Source organism: Aeromonas sp. 130281, from assembly GCF_056642115.1.
This window is the reverse complement of sequence record NZ_JBWVQS010000005.1, coordinates 345,947-363,997: the sequence shown is the minus strand read 5'-3', so window position 1 is coordinate 363,997 and position 18,051 is coordinate 345,947. Positions and strand designations below refer to the sequence as shown.

Below are 18,051 nucleotides of genomic sequence, written 5' to 3'. Positions count from 1 at the left end.
TCCGGCTGCGCAACCTGCGCACCAAACAACGGGCGAAGCCAGATACGAACATAAGTGCGGCCAGTGTAGCAAGGGAGAGGAAGCCTTGTCAGCCGATGGGGGCGCCATCCCCCCATCCTGGCCCGTAAAAAGCGGCGCATGTGTCAAAAACGGGACGAAACGGACTCAGCGAGGAGGATCGACCCGCCCGGCGCCATTGCCATTGACCCTAAACCAGCCGGCGATGCTGTAACGCTCCTCGCTCGCGGGCAGCACCTCGTGGGGAAACTCCTCCGACAGGAAGAGCACCAGCCGCCCCCCCTTGGGGGAGACATCCATCAGAAACTGCTCGTCGTTGTCATAGACCCGCAGTACGCCCCCCGCCTGGGGCTGCCAGCCGTTGTTCAAGTAGAACACCGAGGTGAGACGGCGGTTGGAGCGCCCGGCAAAGGCGTCGCGGTGGGTCGCATAGAAGTCGCCCCGGCGGTAGCGGGCGAAGTGGGCCTCGTAGTCGAACAGCCCCAGCATCAGGTTGCGATTGGCCGCCAGACGCAGGGACTCCATGCGGGCCAGATAGTCGGCCACGGGGGCGCCCAGGTCGGGATCCAGCCAGTGGATCTGATCACGGCGGATCTCAGGGTTGCCCTGATGCAGCCCCTCCCGCCCAATCCCTGCAGGTTGCCACTCCCCCGGCAGGCAGGCCCGCAAGGCATCCACCTCGGCGGCGGTTAAGAAATCATCCACAATCACCCATCCCCGGGTGTAAATGGCATCCATGACGGCTTGATAGTCCAAGATTGACTCGCAGCGAGTGGAGAGAGTGCGCTTTGTAGCGACTTCCCCCCCTTGGCACAAACCGGATTGCTTCTCTTGAGAAGTCCCGCCATCAATAAGGGCCTGTCCCCGGGCGCCGATTTCCCCTTGCCCCGCCGCCCCTGGCCCGCTAACGTGAAAACAAGGCCCGAAACGGGTCTCCCTCTGCATCCATGACTCAGGAGAGCGCCATGCCCTTGCCCACAATTCCCCTGCAACGACTCGATGGCAGCGAGTTTCCCGGTGACGCCCTGCAAGGGAAGGTCCTGCTGGTGGTCAACGTGGCCAGCCGCTGCGGCTTTACCCCCCAATACACCGGGCTGGAGGCGCTTCATCGCCAGTTTGGCCCGGCGGGACTGGTGATCCTGGGCTTCCCCTGCGATCAGTTCGGCCACCAGGAGCCTGGCGATGCCGAGGAGATAGCCAGGTTCTGCGCCATCGATTACCCGGTGAGCTTCCCCCTGATGGCCAAGTGCGAGGTCAACGGCGAGCAGGCCCACCCCTTCTATCGCTGGCTCAAGCAGCAAAAGCCCGGGCTGCTCGGGAGCGAGGCCATCAAGTGGAACTTCACCAAGTTCCTGCTTGATCGGGAGGGCCGGGTGGTGGACCGCTTCGCCCCCCAGACCAAACCCGAGGATCTGGCGGGGGCCATCCAGGGGCTGCTGTGAGCCGGGCGACGGACGGCCCTGGCCCCTCTCCCATCGGCGCGGCAGGCCCCCTTTGTGCCCCGAGTCCTCATTCGTGATGCCGATACTGCGTGCCTGCGTCACTTCTGCTATATTACGCGCCCATTATCTTTTTCGTGTCGTAGCGCCCGCGGGATGGGCCTGAGGGGATCAGGCCGTGCCCTGACCCGCTACCCACCTTCTTCCATGTCGTGACGGGCCCAGGCTGTCGTCACCCGTTGAGCCCAAGGCTCGGAGTTTCTCTCGAACATGTCATTCAATGAACTGGGTCTGTCACCGCATATCCTTCGGGCCGTCAAGGAGCTGGGTTACGAACAGCCCACCCCCATCCAGCAGCAAGCCATCCCGGCCATTCTGGCCGGTCAGGACGTGCTGGGCGGCGCCCAGACAGGGACGGGCAAGACGGCCGGTTTCACCCTGCCCATGTTGCACCGCCTGCTGGCCAACCACGGCCGTGGCGGCCGCCGTCAGGTCCGCGCCCTGGTGCTGACCCCGACCCGGGAGCTCGCCGCCCAGGTGGGCGAGAGCATCATCAAGTACGCCCATCATCTGCCGTTCCGCACCCTGATCGCCTATGGCGGCGTCAGCATCAAGCCGAACCTGGACGCCATCAAGCTCGGGGTCGACATCCTGGTCGCCACCCCGGGCCGCCTGCTGGATCTGCTGACCCAGGGGGCACTCACCCTGAGCGCCCTGGAAGTGCTGGTGCTGGATGAAGCGGATCGCATGCTGGACATGGGCTTCATCACCGACATTCGCCGCATCATGAAGGCGCTGCCGGAAGAGCGGCAGACCCTGCTCTTCTCCGCCACCTTCTCGAGCGACATCAAGGCGCTGGCGGACGATCTGCTCAAGGACCCCACCCTGATCGAGGTGGATCCCAGCAACACCGCCGCCGATCAGGTGACCCAGCGCGTCATCCAGGTCGACCGGGAGCGCCGCCGGGAGATGCTCTCCCACATGATCGGCCGTGGCAACTGGCAGCGGGTGCTGGTGTTCGTGCGTACCAAGCAGATCGCCGACCGCCTCGCCCAGCAGATGCAAAAGGATGGTCTCAATACGGTCGCCATTCACGGTGACAAGAGCCAGGGTGCCCGCAACCGGGCGCTGGCCGATTTCCGCGAGGGCAAGGTGCGGGTGCTGGTCGCCACCGACATCGCCGCTCGCGGCCTGGACATCGATCAGCTGCCCCACGTGATCAACTTCGAACTGCCCCAGATGGCGGAGGATTACATCCACCGCATCGGCCGCACCGGCCGCGCCGGTCGTGGCGGCGAGGCCATCTCCCTGGTGAGCCAGGACGAGCTGGGCCAGCTCAAGGAGATCGAGGCGCTGATCGGTCAATCCCTGACCGTGGAGATCCTGGAAGGGTACGAGCCGAGCGGCAAGCCGAGCCGCCAGACCCTGCCGGGCAGCAAGCCGGTGCAAAACCCGCCCCGTGCCCGCGGCCATGCCAACGCCAAGAGCAACAATGCCAAAGGCAAGCCTGATGCGGCCAAAGGCAAGGGCCCCAAGAAGCCGGCCCCGGCCCGCAAGCGCGAGGTCGTGGGGGAAGACATCGGCTTCACCCCCATGCGCCGCCTGCCCAAGGCCCAGCGGGACGACTATCAGGACAACTCCAGCGAGGAGTGAGGCAACCCCTTGCCGACCTGACATAAAAAAACCGCCCACTTCGGGCGGTTTTTTTATGCTCTGGCGCCCTTACTCGGCGGCCAAGGCCATGTGCAACAGGGGATAGGGCTTGCCCTGGCCATCCAGGGGGGAGCGCCCCGTCACCTCGAAACCCAGGTGCTGATAGAAGCCGAGGGCCTGGGCATTCAGCTCGTTGACGTCCACCCTTCTCGCCCCTTGCCCATTGATGGCGTGGGCCACCAGCAGGCGGCCGACCCCGCTCCCTCTCGCCTCGGGGGCGATGAAGAGCATCTCGATGTTGCCATCGTGCACGCCGCAAAAACCGGCTATTTCCCCCTCCTCTCCCCTGGCGCAGACCAGATCCACCGCCGCAAAATAGTGCTCCAGGATCAGGGGCTTGAGCGTGGCAATATCCGCCTCTTGCAGGAAGTGATGGGTGGCGCGCACCGAGGCCTCCCAGAGGACGATCAGGGCCTGGTAATCCCCGGTTTGCGCTTGTTCAATCTTCATGATGTTGTGACTCAATCTCTGGTAAACGTTGGCAATGGGGGGCCCAGCGTCAGGGGATCGCCCTGGCCTCGGCCTGCTTGATGACAAAACCCTTCTCGATGCCGGCCTTGAAACCCAGCTTTTCGTACAGGCGATGGGCCTCTTCGCGCCCCTCCCCCGACAGCAGCATCACCTTGTAGCAATCCAGCTCCCAGGCCAGGGTCAGGGCCTGCGCCAGTACTTGCTGGCTCAACCCCTGACGCCGAAACGCAGAGGCCGTCACCACGTGCTCTATGATGGCGAAGGGCCTGCCGCCGTTGGTCAGGGTCGGGATCACCCCGAGCTGGCAGGTGGCGGCGAGCTGCCCCTCCACCTCGGCCACCAGGAGTCGCACCCCGGGCTCGGCCAGCAGCTGCCTGAGCGCCGCCCTCGCCACCGATGGCGTCAGCACGGGATCCCGGGGCCTGAGCTCGGCGTAAAGGCCGAGCAAACCCGCCAGATCCTGCTCCCTGCACTCTCTGATCACCACCATGGCAACCCTCCTGATCTTCTGCGCCCCTGCCGCCCTATGCGGATCTGGGGGCAAACATGATGATGGCCATGCCCGTGAGGGCGACCCCGGAGCCGACCCAGTCCCATAGGGTGGGTCTGATGCCATCCACCGCCCAGAGCCAGAGGATGGCCACGAAGATATAGACGCCCCCATAGGCGGCATAGACACGGCCGGCGGCGGTCGGATGCAGGGAGAGCAGCCAGGCAAAGAGGGCAAGACTCAGGCCCGCGGGTAGCAGCAACCAGGCGCTCCGCCCCTGGGTCAGCCACAGATAGGGCAGATAGCAGCCGACGATCTCGGCCACCGCGGTGATCAGAAACAACCCGATCGTTTTGAACTCCAGCATCATGGGTCTCTAGCAAGGGTGTGACAGAGGCTGAATGTTAAAACAACTCATGGGGTTATGTAAGCACGGCGACGGCGCAGGCCAGAAGGAAGGAGATCCTTCCCCCACGGGCGCGGGGGAAGGGAGGCGTCAACGGACCCTGACTGCCTGTAGCAAGGCAGAGACATCCGGGCCAAAGGTTCGGCTGCCAATGGCCTCGCGAATATCCGCTTCGTCGTAACGGCTGGCCGGGTAGACCACCACGCAGGCGGTGTCGCCGGGGGCGAGGAAGTGAGTCTCGCCGAAGGGGGTGTAGCGGGTGGCGCCTATGCTGATGAGGGCGTGGGCCGGGCGCCCCGCCTGGGCCAGCAGCCCCTGGATATGCTCGGCCGGACCTTCATCCTGCTGATGGTTGAACTTGTCGATGGCCCAGTCGAGCAGCTGCCGATGGAAGTAGCTGTAGTCCACCGCTGCGCTGTCGACGCCATAGGGGTGCAGCTCCCCATCGCGCTCCAGATAGCAGGCGATGCGGTAATCGTCGAGCTCGCAACCCGGGGCAAAATGGCCGAGGGGCAGCAGAGTGGTAGCCAGTCCCTTGCTCTCCTCCCCCCAGTTCTTCTTCTCGCTGATCTTTTTGGCGTTGGGGCGACGGATGGAGCAGTCGTTGTAGGCGCCGAACGCCTTGGGATGGATGGCCACCACCTGCTCCCCCGCGTACTCCAGCTCGCACCAGAGCGCCACCTCGGGTTCGATTTGCACCTTCTCGTCGCCGCTCACCGCCGCCTCTGGCAGGAAGATGGCCTCGCCGCTCAATGGGAAGACGCCGAGCTGGCCCGGATGATCCGGCACATAGAAGGGGAACAGCGCCTTGGGGGCAACCTTGTCCGCGACCTTGACGGCGACGAAGTCCGCCGCCTCGCCGGCCTGCTCCAGATGGCCGGCGAAGTTGCCCGCCACCCCCAATCCGATAAAGCGGTTCAATCTGGTGATCTGCATCTGTGGCTCCATTGGCGCGGCCCGGGCCGCCGCCTCGTTGTCTATGTTCAGGGCGGCAGCACTACCGCCAAAGAGGGAGCGTATTAGAGCACAGCCCCCTGGCGGCGCCCAGTTGCCCGGCCGCAAGCTGTGCACCAGGGCGGATTTTCCCTCACCAGATGGTCATAAAGAGAGCAGTCAGCGCCAAGCTGTGATCCCGGTGCTTGGGCGAGCCCCGCGCTTTTGCTAGTCTGCCCTATTCATTTTTCGTTTGGGTGCCGGTGCCGAGCCATGACCACACATTTTCAGGGTCGCTTCGAGGTGGAGTTCAAATACCGCCTGACGGATGGCGCGGCCTTCCTCCGTGCCCTCGAGGCCCTCGGCCCCGAGGTGATGGTGGCGGACAATCATGAGCAGGACTGCTACTTCGACACGGCGGACCGCGCCCTGGCGAGGGAGCAGAAGAGCCTGGTGATCCGCACCATGGCGCCCTCCGGCATCCGGCTCTGGATAGTCAAGGGACCGGGGCCCGATCGCTGCGAGGCGGTCAATATCACGGACGCGGACAAGGCCATCAGCATGGTGCGCACCCTGGGTTACCAGCCGGTGCTGACCATCGACAAGCGGCGTAGCATCTACTTCCTTGGCCCCTTCCACCTGACCCTGGACTGCCTGGCCGGGATCGGCGATTTTGCCGAGCTCGCCATCATGACCGACGAGGAGGCCGCGCTGCCCGCTTACCGGGAGCAACTGCTGGCGCTGGCCGCCCGGCTGGGGCTCGGCCCCGAGATGCGGGAAACCCGCTCCTATCGCACCCTGTGCGAGCAGTCCGCCCACCTTCGACAAGAGGAATCAGCCCCATGATCGACAAACTCGCCTGGCTCACCTTCAAGGAGGGGCAACTGCTCTGTGCCCGCTCCCACGGCAAGGCCCTCTATTACATCCCCGGCGGCAAGCGTGAATCGGGGGAGAGCGACGAGGCGGCCCTGGTGCGCGAGATAGCGGAGGAGCTGGCGGTCAGCCTCAAACCCGAGACCCTGCGCCTCGCCTGCGAGTTCAGCGCCCAGGCCGACGGCAAGCCGCAAGGGGTTGAAGTCAGGCTGCGCTGCTACACCGGCGAGGCCGACGGCAGCCCCACCGCCTCGGCAGAGATCGCCGAGCTGCGCTGGCTGGACAGCCGCCATCTGGGCGAGATCTCCCCGGTCTCTCGCCTGCTGTTCCAGTGGCTGGCCGAGCAGGGACTGATCCGCTAGGGAGATGGCCCATGGACGAATATCTCCCATGCCCCGCCCGCTGTGCCAGTGGCTGGCCGAGCAGGGACTGATCCGCTAGGGAGATGGGTCGTGGACGAATATCTCCCATGCCCCGCCCGCTGTGCCAGTGGCTGGCCGAGCAGGGACTGATCCGCTAGCGGCATGGCCCATGGACGAATATCTCCCATGCCCCGCCTGCTGTTCCAGTGGCTGGCTGAGCAGAGGCAGATCCGCTAGGGAGATGGCTCGTGGAGAGGCTTCCAGCTCCGTCCCAGGAACACCGGCTGACAGAGCAAGATTGAACCGTAATCCCGAATCGTTTGGCAATTGGATACAAGAAGAGGAGTTTCAATGGAGATCCTTGAGGTCGATAGCACCAGAGGCATCAAGCCTGCGTTGATCACACTGCTGCAAGATTGCGTGGCCAGCGGCGCCTCGGTGGGCTTCCTGCCTCCCCTGCAGGAAGAGCGGGGCTTGGAGTACTGGCAAGGCATCGAAGGGGAGCTGGCCGACGGGGTGCGCAAGCTCTGGGTGGCCTTCGATCAGCACCACCTGGTGGGCGCCCTGCAGCTCTCCCTGTGCACCAAGGCCAACGGCGGTCACAGGGCCGAGGTGGAGAAGCTGATGGTACACAGCCAGGCCCGCGGCAAGGGGGTGGGCCGCGCCCTCATGCAGGCCATGGAGCAAGGGGCCCGGGAGGCCGGGCGCACCCTGCTGGTGCTGGACACCCGGGTCGGCGACATCGCCTCCACCCTCTACCGCCAGCTGGGCTACCAGGAGGCCGGTCAGATCCCGGACTTCGCCCGCAACGCGGACGGCACCCTGGCGGCGACCCAGTTCTTCTACAAGCAGCTCTGAGGGGCGAGAAGCCCAAAGGCCCAACGCAACAAGGCCAGCCCCGAGGCTGGCCTTGTTTATTGGTGCGTTCACTGCTCAAATGACCCCTTCATCCAGAGACGGCAAGGAGCCATCATGATATTGGAAGTCGCCCCGCTGCAGATCATCCCGGGCCAGACTGCCGCCTTCGAGCAGGCATTCGCGCAGGCCCAGCGCATCATCAGCACCCTGCCCGGCTACGCCGGCCACCAGCTGCAACGCTCACTGACCGACTCACACCGCTACCTGTTGCTGGTCAACTGGCAACGGCTCGAGGATCATACCCAGGGCTTTCGCGGCTCCCCCCAGTACCAGGAGTGGAAGGCGCTGCTCCATCACTTCTACGATCCCTTCCCCACTGTGGAGCATTTTCAGGCGGTACAACCTTGATCAGCCAAGGATGAGCTTGGCCGATCACGGTTGCCGCATCAGGCCACCTCGCCTGCCAGGCGCTCGGCCCTGTGTGCGATCCGCGGCTCGGCGAAATCGGCCTGGGCCGCGATCAACTGCAACTCGTAGGCATCCGCCTGCCAGGTCTGGCGCAGCACCGCATCGACCGCGGCGTTGGTGCGCTCGAAGGCGGCCACCGCATCAAACCCCGCCTGCAGGTTGGCCAGCATCAGGGCGCTGATGAGATCCCCCACCCCCACCGGCTGGCGGGCAAACTCGTAGAGCGGCCGGGCGATGAGATAATCCCCCTCGGGGGTGGCCAGCAGCATCTCGAAACGGCCGGGATCACTGGCGGCGCGCCCCAGGTGCTTGACCAGCACCATCTTGACGCCGCTTTCCAGCAGTTGGTGGGCGGCGGCACGGGTCTGGGCCAGGGTCGTCAGGTGGGCGCCGCACAGGGTCTCCAGCTCCAGCAGGTTGGGGGCCATGATGTCCGCCACCGGCAGCGCCTGCTCGGTGAGGAAGCGGGTCACGCCGGGGGCGACTATGCACCCCTTCTCCGGGTGGCCCATCACGGGATCGCAAAAATAGATGGCCGCCGGATTGGCCGCCTTGACGGCCGCGACCACCGCCAGGATCTCGTTCCCCTGCTCCGCCGATCCCAGGTAGCCGCTCAGTACCGCATCGCAGTGCCCCAGCACCTCGATATCCATCAACCCCTGACAGAGGGCGCTGATATGGCCGGCGGGCATCGCCATCCCCTGCCAGCCCGCCGCGTACTGGGTGTGATTGGAAAACTGCACCGTATTGACGGGCCAGACCTCCATGCCGAGACGGCGCATGGGAAAGACAGCGGCGCTGTTGCCGGCACAGCCAAATACCACGTGGGACTGGATAGAGAGAATGCGTTTCATCGACACCACCACTGAAGAAGCATGAGGAAAGCGGGCAATATATCGGATGCAGAGCGGGCTCTGCCAGCGATTCCCGGCAACCCTCGCCATTTATGCGGCAAAAAGACCATTCAATGGAGTGTTACGCCAACCCCCGCCGCCCTTGCTCAACCTGGCGAACCAGGCCCGCCTCGGTCTCGTCGGTGTAACATGGGCTCTTCACACTCTTGCTTGATGGCATATGAGAGCATTTTTAATACAGAACGGCGGATGGCGGGAGAAAAAATGAGGAAGAGCGATGAGGCATGGAGGGCACTGAGCCCGGTGCCTATGACCCCGGGCTTTGTAGTTGAGGTTTAAGGCCTGGCGAAGTGATAGACCCAGCCTTCGTCCAGGGGGAAGTCGGAGGGCGCAGAGACAAGCTCCGGCAGGGCCGCGGCCGCTCCCCCGGCGGCATATTGCAGCGCCATCAGGGCGCAGAGGGCGGCGTCGTAACGATCCGTCCCGGCCACCACATCAGCCGGCAAGGAGGCCGCTATCTCCTCCCTGGCAGGTGAAGCCTTGCCTGCGACCTTGGCAAGAGCCGGATAGACCTCCAGCACGGCGCGCTCGGCCCGAGGCTCGAGCCTCGGCACAAGCTGCAGATCCCCAAGGCGCGGCAACATGGAGAGCGCCAGGGTGGCGTTGTTGCCGAGCCTGTCGAAGGTGGCAGACAGCGGCTTCTTGCCGTATTGCTGATGCAGCCAGCGCTCGCAGTCCCGATAGGCATAGGGGTTGTCTATCTCCCGCTGGGGCACGGCGCACTCGACTCCCCTCCCCGCCAGCAGCTCGCCGAGGGCGCGGGGAAAGGCCAGCGGGGCATCGATGCCGAGCGCCAGTCGCGGGCAGGCCAGCACCTGCATCAGCGCCATCTCGTCTTGCAGCGCCGGGCGCAGCAAGGCGTCCAGATCCGGCGCCACCCGGGAGCTCAACCGGAACAGGGGGGAGATCCCGAGCCAGTGCAACTGCTGCGTGCGGGCCTGCCAGCCCACCACGGCCACCGCCTGGGCATTGCCCTGCCAGCCCCTCACATCCCAACCGATGCCGATGGCATCCAAGTGTTCCGTTGTCATGCCCCTGTCACCTCTGCGCACTATTGATGGTGCACAGGGTAATGGCTGCGTCCCCTAAAGCAAGACCGTGCGCCCCTGCTAGAAGGATTTCTTGAAGTTGATGAGGGGCAGTATGGGGAAGATGCCGTTCTCGGCGTAGTTGGCAAGACCTATCTGCAGGCCATCGAGGTGCTTGGTGGCATTGATGAAGCCAAGCTGGAAGGTGGTGCGCTCGGCATAGTTGACGAAGCCGAGGTTGGCCAGGGCATTGCCCTTGGCGATGTTGACCGCCCCCCAGTTGAGCCCCTGCACGTTGTTGGTCAGGTTGACGAAGCCCAGGTTGACCCCGGTGTCCTGCCCCTCGTGCCAGTTGACGGCGTTGATGGCGACCCCGCCGAACTGGTGACGCACCCGGGCGGCGCCGAAGAAGATGCCCAGCTGCAGACCGGTGAACTGATCCACGTCGGAGAGGGCAAACACCGGCAGATCGATGCCCTTCACCTGACCGGTGCGGCCATACAGGAAGGAGGCGCGCGCCCCTTCCACCTGGTGGGAGGCTGGCAGGTTGATGCCGGGCAGGGAGATCTGGACCGGGGTGCTGGCCTGGGCGACACCGGCGAGGGTCAGCGCGGTGCAACCGAGCAGCAGGGCGAGAGGTTTCATCGGGATTCCTTGGCAGTCTGAGTGACGTGCCAGCCTACCAGCGCGGCGCTGGCGGGACGAGGCCGCGCCGGGTCCAGTGCGTCACCTCTCGTCTGACCCAGGCCCCCCGGCGGGCGGCGCTGACATAAAAATTCAAACAGAAATTAACATTTATGTCATTTACACCAAACCGTATTTGGTTGCAGAATGCTCAAACGTGTGTTTGAACAGAGCAAGCAACACGTAAACAGGGATGACATGCAGTACCCGTAAAAAGGGCCGATTGGCCCACAACAACACTGTTCTGCCGAACTGGAGACCGATGATGAATATGGACGTGATCAAGAGCTTTACCGAGCAGATGCAAGGCTTCGCCGCCCCCCTCACCCGCTACAACCAGCTGCTGGCCAGCAACATAGAGCAGCTGACCCGGTTGCAGCTGGCCTCCGCCAACGCCTACGCCGAACTGGGCCTCAACCAGTTGCAGGCCGTGAGCAAGGTGCAGGATGCCCAGAGTCTGGCTGCCCTGGGTACGGTGCAACTGGAGACCGCCAGCCAGCTCTCCCGCCAGATGCTGGACGACATCCAGAAGCTCAACGCCCTCGGGGTACAGTTCAAGGAAGAGCTGGATGCCCTGACCGCGGACGGCATCAAGAAGAGCACGGGCAAGGCCTGATAACCCCTGGCTGCCCGCTCGGGCAGCCACATCTCCCCACGACTCGACGGTGCGGGCGAGTTCCCGCCGCGGGTGTGGGTGAAGGAGAGCACATGAGCCAACCATCTTATGGCCCGCTGTTCGAGGCCCTGGCCCACTACAACGAGAAGCTGCTGGCCATGGCCAAGGCCCAGACAGAGCGCACCGCCCAGGCGCTGCTGCAGACCAATCTGGACGATCTGGGCCAGGTGCTGGAGCAGGGCAGCCAGCAACCCTGGCAACTGATCCAGGCCCAGATGAACTGGTGGCAGGATCAGCTCAAGCTGATGCAGCACACCCTGCTCAAGAGCGCAGGCCAGCAGAGCGAGCCGGTGATCACCCCGGAGCGCAGCGATCGCCGCTTCAAGGCCGAGGCCTGGAGCGAACAACCCCTCTATGACTACCTCAAGCAGTCTTACCTGCTCACCGCCAGGCACCTGCTGGCCTCGGTGGATGCCCTGGAAGGCGTCCCCCAGAAGAGCCGGGAGCGGCTGCGTTTCTTCACCCGCCAGTATGTCAACGCCATGGCCCCCAGCAACTTCCTGGCGACCAACCCGGAGCTGCTCAAGCTGACCCTGGAGTCCGACGGCCAGAACCTGGTGCGCGGGCTGGCCCTCTTGGCCGAGGATCTGGAGCGCAGCGCCGATCAGCTCAACATCCGCCTGACCGACGAATCCGCCTTCGAGCTCGGCCGGGATCTGGCGACCACCCCGGGCCGGGTGGTGCAGCGCACCGAGCTCTACGAGCTCATCCAGTACAGCCCGACCACCGAGACGGTGGGCAAGACGCCGGTACTGATCGTGCCCCCCTTCATCAACAAGTACTACATCATGGACATGCGGCCCCAGAACTCCCTGGTGGCCTGGCTGGTCGCCCAGGGCCAGACGGTGTTCATGATCTCCTGGCGCAACCCTGGGGTGGCACAGGCACAGGTCGACCTCGACGACTACGTGGTGGACGGCGTCATCGCCGCCCTAGACGCCGTGGAGGCGGCCACCGGCGAGCGGGAGGTGCACGGCATCGGCTACTGCATCGGTGGCACTGCCCTGTCGCTCGCCATGGGCTGGCTGGCGGCGCGGCGCCAGAAGCAGCGGGTGCGCAGCGCCACCCTGTTCACCACCCTGCTGGACTTCTCCCAGCCCGGGGAGCTTGGCATCTTCATCCACGAGCCCATCATAGCGGCGCTCGAGGCGCAAAATGAGGCCAAGGGCATCATGGACGGGCGCCAGCTGGCTGTCTCCTTCAGCCTGCTGCGGGAGAACAGCCTCTACTGGAACTACTACATCGACAGCTACCTCAAGGGGCAGAGCCCGGTGGCCTTCGATCTGCTGCACTGGAACAGCGACAGCACCCATGTGGCGGGCAAGACCCACAACAGCCTGCTGCGCCGTCTCTACCTGGAGAACCAGCTGGTGAAAGGGGAGCTCAAGATCCGCAACACCCGCATCGATCTCGCCAAGGTGAAGACCCCCGTGCTGCTGGTGTCGGCGGTGGACGATCACATCGCCCTCTGGCAGGGCACCTGGCAGGGCATGAAGCTGTTTGGCGGGGAGCAGCGCTTCCTCCTGGCGGAATCGGGCCACATCGCCGGCATCATCAACCCGCCAGCCGCCAACAAGTACGGCTTCTGGCACAACGGGGACGAGGCCGAGAGTCCGGAGAGCTGGCTTGCTGGGGCGACGCACCAGACCGGCTCCTGGTGGCCCGAGATGATGGGCTTTATCCAGAGCCGTGACGAAGGGGCGGAGCCCGTTCCTGCGCGGGTCCCGGCGGAGGGGCTGGCCCCCGCCCCAGGCCACTATGTCAAGGTGCGGCTCAACCCGGTGTATGCCAGTGCCACCGAGGAGGACGCCGCATGAGCCCACTGCCCCTGGAAGTAGGCCAGAAGGCCCGTCTCAGCAAGCGGTTCGGGGCGACTGAGGTGGCCGCCTTCGCCGCGCTCTCGGAGGACTTCAACCCCCTGCACCTGGATCCGGCCTTCGCCGCCACCACGGCGTTCGAGCGCCCCATCGTCCACGGCATGCTGCTCGCCAGCCTCTTCTCCGGGCTGCTGGGCCAGCAGTTGCCGGGCAAGGGGAGCATCTATCTGGGCCAGAGCCTCAGCTTCAAGCTGCCGGTCTTTGTCGGGGACGAGGTGACGGCAGAGGTGGAGGTGATTGCCCTGCGAGATGACAAGCCCATCGCCACCCTGGCCACCCGCATCTTCACCCAAGGCGGCGCCCTCGCCGTGACGGGGGAAGCCGTGGTCAAGCGGCCTTGAGCACCGACGGCACACAGATACAATCAGCCCGGCCCTCGCCGGGCTGATTGTATTCCCCCGCTCCGCTTACCCCTTTTTCGGGGCAATTGGGCCCAGGCCCTTTCCCTGCCCCGCCTAACTGCCTAAAATGGCCGCCCTGCCGTGTAGGCATTCATCCAGCTAGAGGATTTCCCATGGAGACGTTTCTGCTCGAAGGTCACCCCTTCGTTGCCTTGTGTGACCTGATCAAGCATCAGGGTTGGGCCGATTGTGGCGGTGCCGCCAAGGCGCTGGTCGCCGAGGGCCTGGTGGAAGTGGACGGTCAGGTCGAGACCCGCAAACGCTGCAAGATAGTGGCCGAGCAGGTGGTCAACTTCAACGGCATGAAGGTCGTGGTGAAAGAAGGCGTCAGCCCCGAGATCCTCTAAGCCCGAGATCTGCCCCCCAAGCGCTGCCCAGCACAGTCGCCGGGCTGGCGGTCAACTTGAGCGGCATAAAGGCCGTGGTGAAGGAAGGGCCCACCCCGAGATCCGCGGACCCTTGCCCCCGCCCTGCCAGCACACTGTGGCGGGCTAGCTGGCCTTGATCGACAGGGTCAGCACGAAGCGCGCCATCGCCTCATCCCCGTTGAGCGACGGGCAGGTGGCCACCACCTGGATGGGGCGGTTGATGCGCTGCCCCGTCGCCAGGGACTCGTCTATCATGGCGTCGATGGCTTCCCCGGCCGCACAGTCAAACTGCACATCCCCCTCGGGGCGCTTCAGAAACTCCCCCTGCACATCCTTGAAGGCAAAATGCACCTTCTTGCGCCTTGCCCGCCCCTTCTCCATCACCAGCAAGCCCCCCACCAGGTCGGCGCCGGTGGCGAGCGCCCCGAAGTACATGCTGCCCAGGTGGTTGCGGGTGCGCCAGCCGAGGGGAATGCGGATGCGCAGCGCCCTGGCGTTCATCTCCTCGATGACGGGGGCGCAAAAACCGATGACGGGAATATAGCGCCAGGCGAACAGGCGCAGTGCCAGATTGGCTTTGAAGCGTTGCAGGTCCATTGCAAACTGATCCGATGAGTGAGTGTGAACGAAATGTTGCCAGTCACCACCCCAATAGACAAGCCTCCATTGCCGTCGTTGTGAGGGCGATCGGCTCCCGGGTGCATTTGAAAATCAAATGATGGGCGCCGTTGCATTCGATGGGCAAATGATGGGCCCGGGCATTCGCCGCCACAGCGACGCCATTTTCCCCCGAGGGCGGCGTCTTTTTTCAAGAAAGAACTCATATGGCACTTTCATGACAGCCCTAGTCGGATGAAAGCTAACGATAAACGGGGTTGCCCCGGCGCTAGCCCACTCATCCGCCAGCGCCACTGGGATTAGTCACAGTAACGAAATACCGCCCCCCTCGCTAGGCTCTGCTGGCTCGTGCATGGCCACTCGGCACCGAGCCATCCTGTGACACCAATCTCAGCATAAGGATAGAGAGATGAGTAACGTTCAACAGCTGTTCAACGGGGGCGAGAGCGCCGGTACCTTCCTGCTCGACTTCAACAACAACCGTGCCTTTGAGCTGTTTGGCCGGGAGTACCTCAAGTGCTATGCCAACCTCAGCACCAAGGGGAGGATGAGCAAGCCCCTGCCCACCGGGCCGCTCAGCTACGCCGTCGACTTCGCCATGGATTGCGGCTGCAGCTCTGTGCTGTTCGACTTCAACCTCGCCTACAAGAAGACCTTCGGCAACCAGGCCCAGGCCCCCCTGTGGCGCGAGTCGGACTACGAGGCCGAGATAGTGCTCTGCCAGCTGGTGCGCGAGGCCCCGGCCAACCGGCTGAGCAACCATGATCAGTTCGCCGAGGCCGAGGCCTTCTTCAACGACGTCAACCTGCCCACCGCCGCCAGGAATGTGGGGGGCGATCCCTATGCCGACAAGGACGGTCTGGTGGAGTTCATCGTCGCCAACGAGCTGCTGGACGATCCCGCCGTCATGGCCAGGCTGGCGGAGCAGAAGGCCTACCTCATCGCCATCACCTCTGTGGTCACCGCCTACATCAACCGCTACGCCGAGGCCTATGGCGAGCAGTACAAGACGGACGCGGATCTCTGGGCCAGGGCCCTCTCCAAGATCCCCCTGATGGGGCCGAGCAAGATCGATCAGCAGAGCTACAGCCGCCACATCAAGGGGCTCAGCATCGCCACCGACTTCATCAACTTCATCATGGACGTGGTGGTGAGCCAGGGCACCACGGCGCTGGCGAGCTTCAACAAGTTCCTGCAAAAGCAGGGGGATGCCATTCGCTTCGGGGTGGAGAACAACAAGGACTTCTACAAGACCATCACGGTGGGCATCACGGTGGAAGTGTTCAAGGTGGGCAGCGAGCTGGTCTATGTGCCGAAGATCAAGCAGTACCGCGTCAACTTCGACCGCCAGAACAGCAAGTTCACCTCCGCCTGTGCCAGCGCCGAGTTCGTCGACATCCACTTCAACTACCTCTACGCCGCCAACGTGTTCGACTACGAGGCCTTGAAGGATCCGGAGATCAAGCGCGACTTCGACAACTTCATCCAGAAGCAGCGCAAGGCCCAGATCGAGGAAGCCGACACCTTCTTCAACGACGACTTCCCGCCCCTGGAGCCCAAGCTGATCGCACGGCGCAAGGCCACGGTCTGAGGCACTTCCCATATAAAAAAACAGCCGGCATCTGCCGGCTGTTTTTTATGAGGAACCTCAGGCCCGTTTCTCTTCGAGCCAGGCCCCCTGGCTCTGCATCTCGAACAGCTGGGCGTAGTGGCCCCCCAGCGCCATCAGCTCGGCGTGGGTGCCGCGCTCGCTCACCTGACCGCGGGAGAGCAGCAGAATTTCGTCCGCATCCACTATGGTGGAGAGCCGGTGGGCGATGGCGATGGTGGTGCGGCCACGGCGCGCCGCCGAGAGCGCCTGGGAGAGCGCCAGCTCGGTCTGGGAGTCCACGCTCGCGGTCGCCTCGTCCAGGATGAGGATCCGCGGATCCCCCACCAGGGCGCGGGCAAAGGAGAGCAGCTGGCGCTGACCGGCGGAGAGGTTCTTGCCCCCCTCCTCCATCAGGGTCTCCAGCCCCTTTGGCAGGTGGCGCACGAAGGCGGCCAGCTGCACCTCCTCCAGGGCCTGCCAGAGCCGCGCCTCATCGATGCCGTCACGGCCAAGGCGCAGGTTGTCCGCCAGGGTCCCGACGAAGATGAAGGGATCCTGCTGCACCAGGCCTATGCTGCGGCGCACCGCCGAGAGCGACAGTGCGCTCATGGGGTGATCATCGAAACGGATGCAGCCCTGATCCAGCGGGTAGAAGCCCATCAGCAGGCTGATGATGGTGGACTTGCCGCTGCCGGTGTGGCCCACCAGCGCCAGCATCTGGCCGGGACGGGTGGCAAAGCTCACCTCCTGCAGCACCGGTTGCTGGCCATCGTAGGAGAAGCTCACCCCCTCGAAGCTGACCCGCCCCTGCAACGCAGGGCTCTCCCCTTGCGTGCTCTCCCGGGATTCGTCCAGCAGGGCAAAGACCCGCTCCCCCGCCACCATGGCCTGCTGCAGCTGGTTGAGCTGGTTGGTCATCTCGATCAGGGGCTCGATCATGCGCCCCAGATAGCTGATGAAGGCGTAGAGCACCCCCACCTGGATGGCGCTGCCCGTGCTCAGCCCCTCATGGGCAAACAGCGCCAGCAGGCCGATGAGCACCATCATGTAGAAGAGATCGATGAGGGGGCGCAGCAGTATGCCGTTGATCTTGAGACTCTTGATCCTGGCCTGCCAGTGCTGCTGGTTCACCTCGGCAAAGGCATTGGCGAAGTGGCGCTCCTGCACCATGGCCTGAATCACCGGCATCCCCTGCAGGGACTCGTTGAGCCGGCTGTTGATGTCGGAGAGCAGGCTACGGGTCGCCCGCACCACGGGCACGCTCAATTTCTGGTAGAGCCACATCACGGCCCCCACCGCCGGCAGCAGGGTGGCGCACACCAGCATCAGGCGCAGATCCAGCAGCGCCATGGAGATGAGGATGCCGCACAAGAGCACCACTTTTTGCACCAAGAGCCCTATCACCTGGACATAGAGGTTCATTATTGCCTCTGTGTCGTTGGTGATGCGGGAGATGAGGGAGCCCGAGCGGTGCTTGTCGAAGTAGCGGGCAGGCAGCCGGATGGCGGTGGCAAACACCTGCTCGCGAAGGCGCTGCACCACCGCCTGGGCGATGCGGTTGAAGCGCAGGGATTGCAGGTAGAACCCCGCCGCCGAGAGCACCTGCAGGCCGAGATAACCGGCGGCAAGGGCGGCGATGTCGGGCCACACCAGCTGGCGCGGCGCCAGATAGTCGTCGATGAAGAGCTTGATGAGCAGGGGCCCGGCCACTTCGGCGCCGGTGGCCAGCAGCAGGCAGACACCCGCCTGCACCAGCCAGCGGGGGTAACGGGCGCAATAGGCGAGCAGCCGTTTGATGATCGGGTTCACAGGCTTGCCTCCAGCACAGCACTCTCAGGGAATTGACTCTCTTTGCCCCCTTCT

General features: G+C 64.3%; 21 protein-coding genes. 11 read left to right on the top strand and 10 right to left on the bottom strand.

Annotated features, from left to right (window positions below; translation table 11 throughout):
• Positions 1-165 precede the first annotated feature (165 nt).
• Positions 166-774 carry a 2OG-Fe(II) oxygenase gene (locus AC1IN8_RS15485; protein WP_479759495.1) on the bottom strand — a complete coding sequence of 203 codons (609 nt, stop codon included), beginning with the start codon at positions 772-774 and terminating at the stop codon, positions 166-168.
• A 209-nt stretch (positions 775-983) separates the two neighbouring features.
• On the opposite strand from AC1IN8_RS15485, the gene AC1IN8_RS15480 reads away from it, so the two are divergent.
• Together AC1IN8_RS15480 and AC1IN8_RS15475 are read left to right on the top strand one after the other, a co-directional pair.
• Complete coding sequence (locus tag AC1IN8_RS15480) at positions 984-1,460, top strand: glutathione peroxidase (RefSeq protein ID WP_342058394.1); 477 nt, start codon at positions 984-986, stop codon at positions 1,458-1,460.
• 267 nt (positions 1,461-1,727) lie between these two features.
• Positions 1,728-3,110: a DEAD/DEAH box helicase gene (locus AC1IN8_RS15475; protein WP_202045836.1), complete on the top strand. Its 1,383-nt coding sequence runs from the start codon at positions 1,728-1,730 to the stop codon at positions 3,108-3,110.
• 69 nt (positions 3,111-3,179) lie between these two features.
• On the opposite strand, the gene AC1IN8_RS15470 is transcribed toward AC1IN8_RS15475, so the two are convergent.
• The 4 genes from AC1IN8_RS15470 to AC1IN8_RS15455 all read right to left on the bottom strand — a co-directional run bounded on the left by AC1IN8_RS15470 (position 3,180) and on the right by AC1IN8_RS15455 (position 5,473).
• A complete protein-coding gene (locus AC1IN8_RS15470) occupies positions 3,180-3,620 on the bottom strand; it encodes an acetyltransferase (protein WP_479759493.1) in 441 nt (146 codons plus the stop codon).
• Between the two features lie 49 nt (positions 3,621-3,669).
• On the bottom strand, positions 3,670-4,131 hold the full coding sequence (locus AC1IN8_RS15465; RefSeq protein ID WP_479759491.1) for an N-acetyltransferase family protein: 462 nt from the start codon (positions 4,129-4,131) through the stop codon (positions 3,670-3,672).
• A 34-nt stretch (positions 4,132-4,165) separates the two neighbouring features.
• On the bottom strand, positions 4,166-4,498 hold the full coding sequence (locus AC1IN8_RS15460; protein ID WP_171273871.1) for a YnfA family protein: 333 nt from the start codon (positions 4,496-4,498) through the stop codon (positions 4,166-4,168).
• 129 nt (positions 4,499-4,627) lie between these two features.
• Complete coding sequence (locus AC1IN8_RS15455; protein WP_479759489.1) at positions 4,628-5,473, bottom strand: DUF5718 family protein; 846 nt, start codon at positions 5,471-5,473, stop codon at positions 4,628-4,630.
• 270 nt (positions 5,474-5,743) lie between these two features.
• Between AC1IN8_RS15455 and AC1IN8_RS15450 the strand changes: the two genes are divergently transcribed.
• From AC1IN8_RS15450 to AC1IN8_RS15435, 4 genes are all read left to right on the top strand, one after another.
• Positions 5,744-6,316: a class IV adenylate cyclase gene (locus AC1IN8_RS15450; RefSeq protein WP_479759488.1), complete on the top strand. Its 573-nt coding sequence runs from the start codon at positions 5,744-5,746 to the stop codon at positions 6,314-6,316.
• Positions 6,313-6,705: an NUDIX hydrolase gene (locus tag AC1IN8_RS15445; RefSeq protein ID WP_479759486.1), complete on the top strand. Its 393-nt coding sequence runs from the start codon at positions 6,313-6,315 to the stop codon at positions 6,703-6,705. The genes AC1IN8_RS15450 and AC1IN8_RS15445 overlap by 4 nt, the downstream gene beginning before the upstream one ends.
• Positions 6,706-7,056: 351 nt before the next feature.
• Positions 7,057-7,563 (top strand): GNAT family N-acetyltransferase, encoded by a 507-nt coding sequence (locus tag AC1IN8_RS15440; RefSeq protein WP_139434317.1) that lies wholly within the window; start codon positions 7,057-7,059, stop codon positions 7,561-7,563.
• 114 nt (positions 7,564-7,677) lie between these two features.
• Positions 7,678-7,971, top strand: coding sequence for an antibiotic biosynthesis monooxygenase family protein (locus tag AC1IN8_RS15435; RefSeq protein WP_429170558.1), 294 nt, complete (start codon positions 7,678-7,680; stop codon positions 7,969-7,971).
• 38 nt (positions 7,972-8,009) lie between these two features.
• Here the strand turns inward: AC1IN8_RS15435 and pdxY are convergent, their stop codons facing one another.
• The 3 genes from pdxY to AC1IN8_RS15420 form a co-directional block, all read right to left on the bottom strand.
• Positions 8,010-8,885, bottom strand: coding sequence for a pyridoxal kinase PdxY (gene pdxY, locus AC1IN8_RS15430; RefSeq protein WP_139434316.1), 876 nt, complete (start codon positions 8,883-8,885; stop codon positions 8,010-8,012).
• A 335-nt stretch (positions 8,886-9,220) separates the two neighbouring features.
• Positions 9,221-9,976 (bottom strand): DUF429 domain-containing protein, encoded by a 756-nt coding sequence (locus AC1IN8_RS15425; RefSeq protein ID WP_479759484.1) that lies wholly within the window; start codon positions 9,974-9,976, stop codon positions 9,221-9,223.
• Positions 9,977-10,054: 78 nt separating this feature from the next.
• Entirely contained in the window at positions 10,055-10,618 is a 564-nt protein-coding gene (locus tag AC1IN8_RS15420) for a VC2662 family protein (RefSeq protein WP_202045843.1), read from the bottom strand.
• Positions 10,619-10,922: 304 nt separating this feature from the next.
• Between AC1IN8_RS15420 and AC1IN8_RS15415 the strand changes: the two genes are divergently transcribed.
• The 4 genes from AC1IN8_RS15415 to ybcJ all read left to right on the top strand — a co-directional run bounded on the left by AC1IN8_RS15415 (position 10,923) and on the right by ybcJ (position 13,958).
• Positions 10,923-11,273 (top strand): phasin family protein, encoded by a 351-nt coding sequence (locus AC1IN8_RS15415; protein ID WP_139434313.1) that lies wholly within the window; start codon positions 10,923-10,925, stop codon positions 11,271-11,273.
• A 92-nt stretch (positions 11,274-11,365) separates the two neighbouring features.
• A complete protein-coding gene (locus AC1IN8_RS15410) occupies positions 11,366-13,150 on the top strand; it encodes a class I poly(R)-hydroxyalkanoic acid synthase (protein ID WP_479759483.1) in 1,785 nt (594 codons plus the stop codon).
• Positions 13,147-13,551 carry a MaoC family dehydratase gene (locus AC1IN8_RS15405; RefSeq protein ID WP_319916172.1) on the top strand — a complete coding sequence of 135 codons (405 nt, stop codon included), beginning with the start codon at positions 13,147-13,149 and terminating at the stop codon, positions 13,549-13,551. Before AC1IN8_RS15410 ends, AC1IN8_RS15405 begins: the two co-directional genes overlap by 4 nt.
• A gap of 173 nt (positions 13,552-13,724) precedes the next feature.
• On the top strand, positions 13,725-13,958 hold the full coding sequence (gene ybcJ / locus AC1IN8_RS15400; protein ID WP_010674882.1) for a ribosome-associated protein YbcJ: 234 nt from the start codon (positions 13,725-13,727) through the stop codon (positions 13,956-13,958).
• Positions 13,959-14,102: 144 nt separating this feature from the next.
• Here ybcJ and AC1IN8_RS15395 read toward each other — a convergent pair whose 3' ends face one another.
• Complete coding sequence (locus AC1IN8_RS15395) at positions 14,103-14,576, bottom strand: DUF4442 domain-containing protein (RefSeq protein WP_139434310.1); 474 nt, start codon at positions 14,574-14,576, stop codon at positions 14,103-14,105.
• Positions 14,577-15,006: 430 nt separating this feature from the next.
• On the opposite strand from AC1IN8_RS15395, the gene AC1IN8_RS15390 reads away from it, so the two are divergent.
• Complete coding sequence (locus AC1IN8_RS15390; RefSeq protein WP_479759481.1) at positions 15,007-16,188, top strand: hypothetical protein; 1,182 nt, start codon at positions 15,007-15,009, stop codon at positions 16,186-16,188.
• 57 nt (positions 16,189-16,245) lie between these two features.
• Here AC1IN8_RS15390 and AC1IN8_RS15385 read toward each other — a convergent pair whose 3' ends face one another.
• On the bottom strand, positions 16,246-17,997 hold the full coding sequence (locus AC1IN8_RS15385) for an ABC transporter transmembrane domain-containing protein (RefSeq protein WP_479759480.1): 1,752 nt from the start codon (positions 17,995-17,997) through the stop codon (positions 16,246-16,248).
• Positions 17,998-18,051 lie beyond the last annotated feature (54 nt).

Coding starts and splice junctions, on each gene's coding strand:
- AC1IN8_RS15390 (WP_479759481.1), top strand. CDS start 15,007: ATGAGTAACGTTCAACAGCTGTTCAACGGGGGCGAGAGCGCCGGTACC.
- pdxY (WP_139434316.1), bottom strand. CDS start 8,885: ATGAAACGCATTCTCTCTATCCAGTCCCACGTGGTATTTGGCTGTGCC.
- AC1IN8_RS15445 (WP_479759486.1), top strand. CDS start 6,313: ATGATCGACAAACTCGCCTGGCTCACCTTCAAGGAGGGGCAACTGCTC.
- AC1IN8_RS15420 (WP_202045843.1), bottom strand. CDS start 10,618: ATGAAACCTCTCGCCCTGCTGCTCGGTTGCACCGCGCTGACCCTCGCC.
- AC1IN8_RS15475 (WP_202045836.1), top strand. CDS start 1,728: ATGTCATTCAATGAACTGGGTCTGTCACCGCATATCCTTCGGGCCGTC.
- ybcJ (WP_010674882.1), top strand. CDS start 13,725: ATGGAGACGTTTCTGCTCGAAGGTCACCCCTTCGTTGCCTTGTGTGAC.
- AC1IN8_RS15465 (WP_479759491.1), bottom strand. CDS start 4,131: ATGGTGGTGATCAGAGAGTGCAGGGAGCAGGATCTGGCGGGTTTGCTC.
- AC1IN8_RS15440 (WP_139434317.1), top strand. CDS start 7,057: ATGGAGATCCTTGAGGTCGATAGCACCAGAGGCATCAAGCCTGCGTTG.
- AC1IN8_RS15410 (WP_479759483.1), top strand. CDS start 11,366: ATGAGCCAACCATCTTATGGCCCGCTGTTCGAGGCCCTGGCCCACTAC.
- AC1IN8_RS15395 (WP_139434310.1), bottom strand. CDS start 14,576: ATGGACCTGCAACGCTTCAAAGCCAATCTGGCACTGCGCCTGTTCGCC.
- AC1IN8_RS15470 (WP_479759493.1), bottom strand. CDS start 3,620: ATGAAGATTGAACAAGCGCAAACCGGGGATTACCAGGCCCTGATCGTC.
- AC1IN8_RS15450 (WP_479759488.1), top strand. CDS start 5,744: ATGACCACACATTTTCAGGGTCGCTTCGAGGTGGAGTTCAAATACCGC.
- AC1IN8_RS15460 (WP_171273871.1), bottom strand. CDS start 4,498: ATGCTGGAGTTCAAAACGATCGGGTTGTTTCTGATCACCGCGGTGGCC.
- AC1IN8_RS15415 (WP_139434313.1), top strand. CDS start 10,923: ATGAATATGGACGTGATCAAGAGCTTTACCGAGCAGATGCAAGGCTTC.
- AC1IN8_RS15435 (WP_429170558.1), top strand. CDS start 7,678: ATGATATTGGAAGTCGCCCCGCTGCAGATCATCCCGGGCCAGACTGCC.
- AC1IN8_RS15405 (WP_319916172.1), top strand. CDS start 13,147: ATGAGCCCACTGCCCCTGGAAGTAGGCCAGAAGGCCCGTCTCAGCAAG.
- AC1IN8_RS15480 (WP_342058394.1), top strand. CDS start 984: ATGCCCTTGCCCACAATTCCCCTGCAACGACTCGATGGCAGCGAGTTT.
- AC1IN8_RS15455 (WP_479759489.1), bottom strand. CDS start 5,473: ATGCAGATCACCAGATTGAACCGCTTTATCGGATTGGGGGTGGCGGGC.
- AC1IN8_RS15425 (WP_479759484.1), bottom strand. CDS start 9,976: ATGACAACGGAACACTTGGATGCCATCGGCATCGGTTGGGATGTGAGG.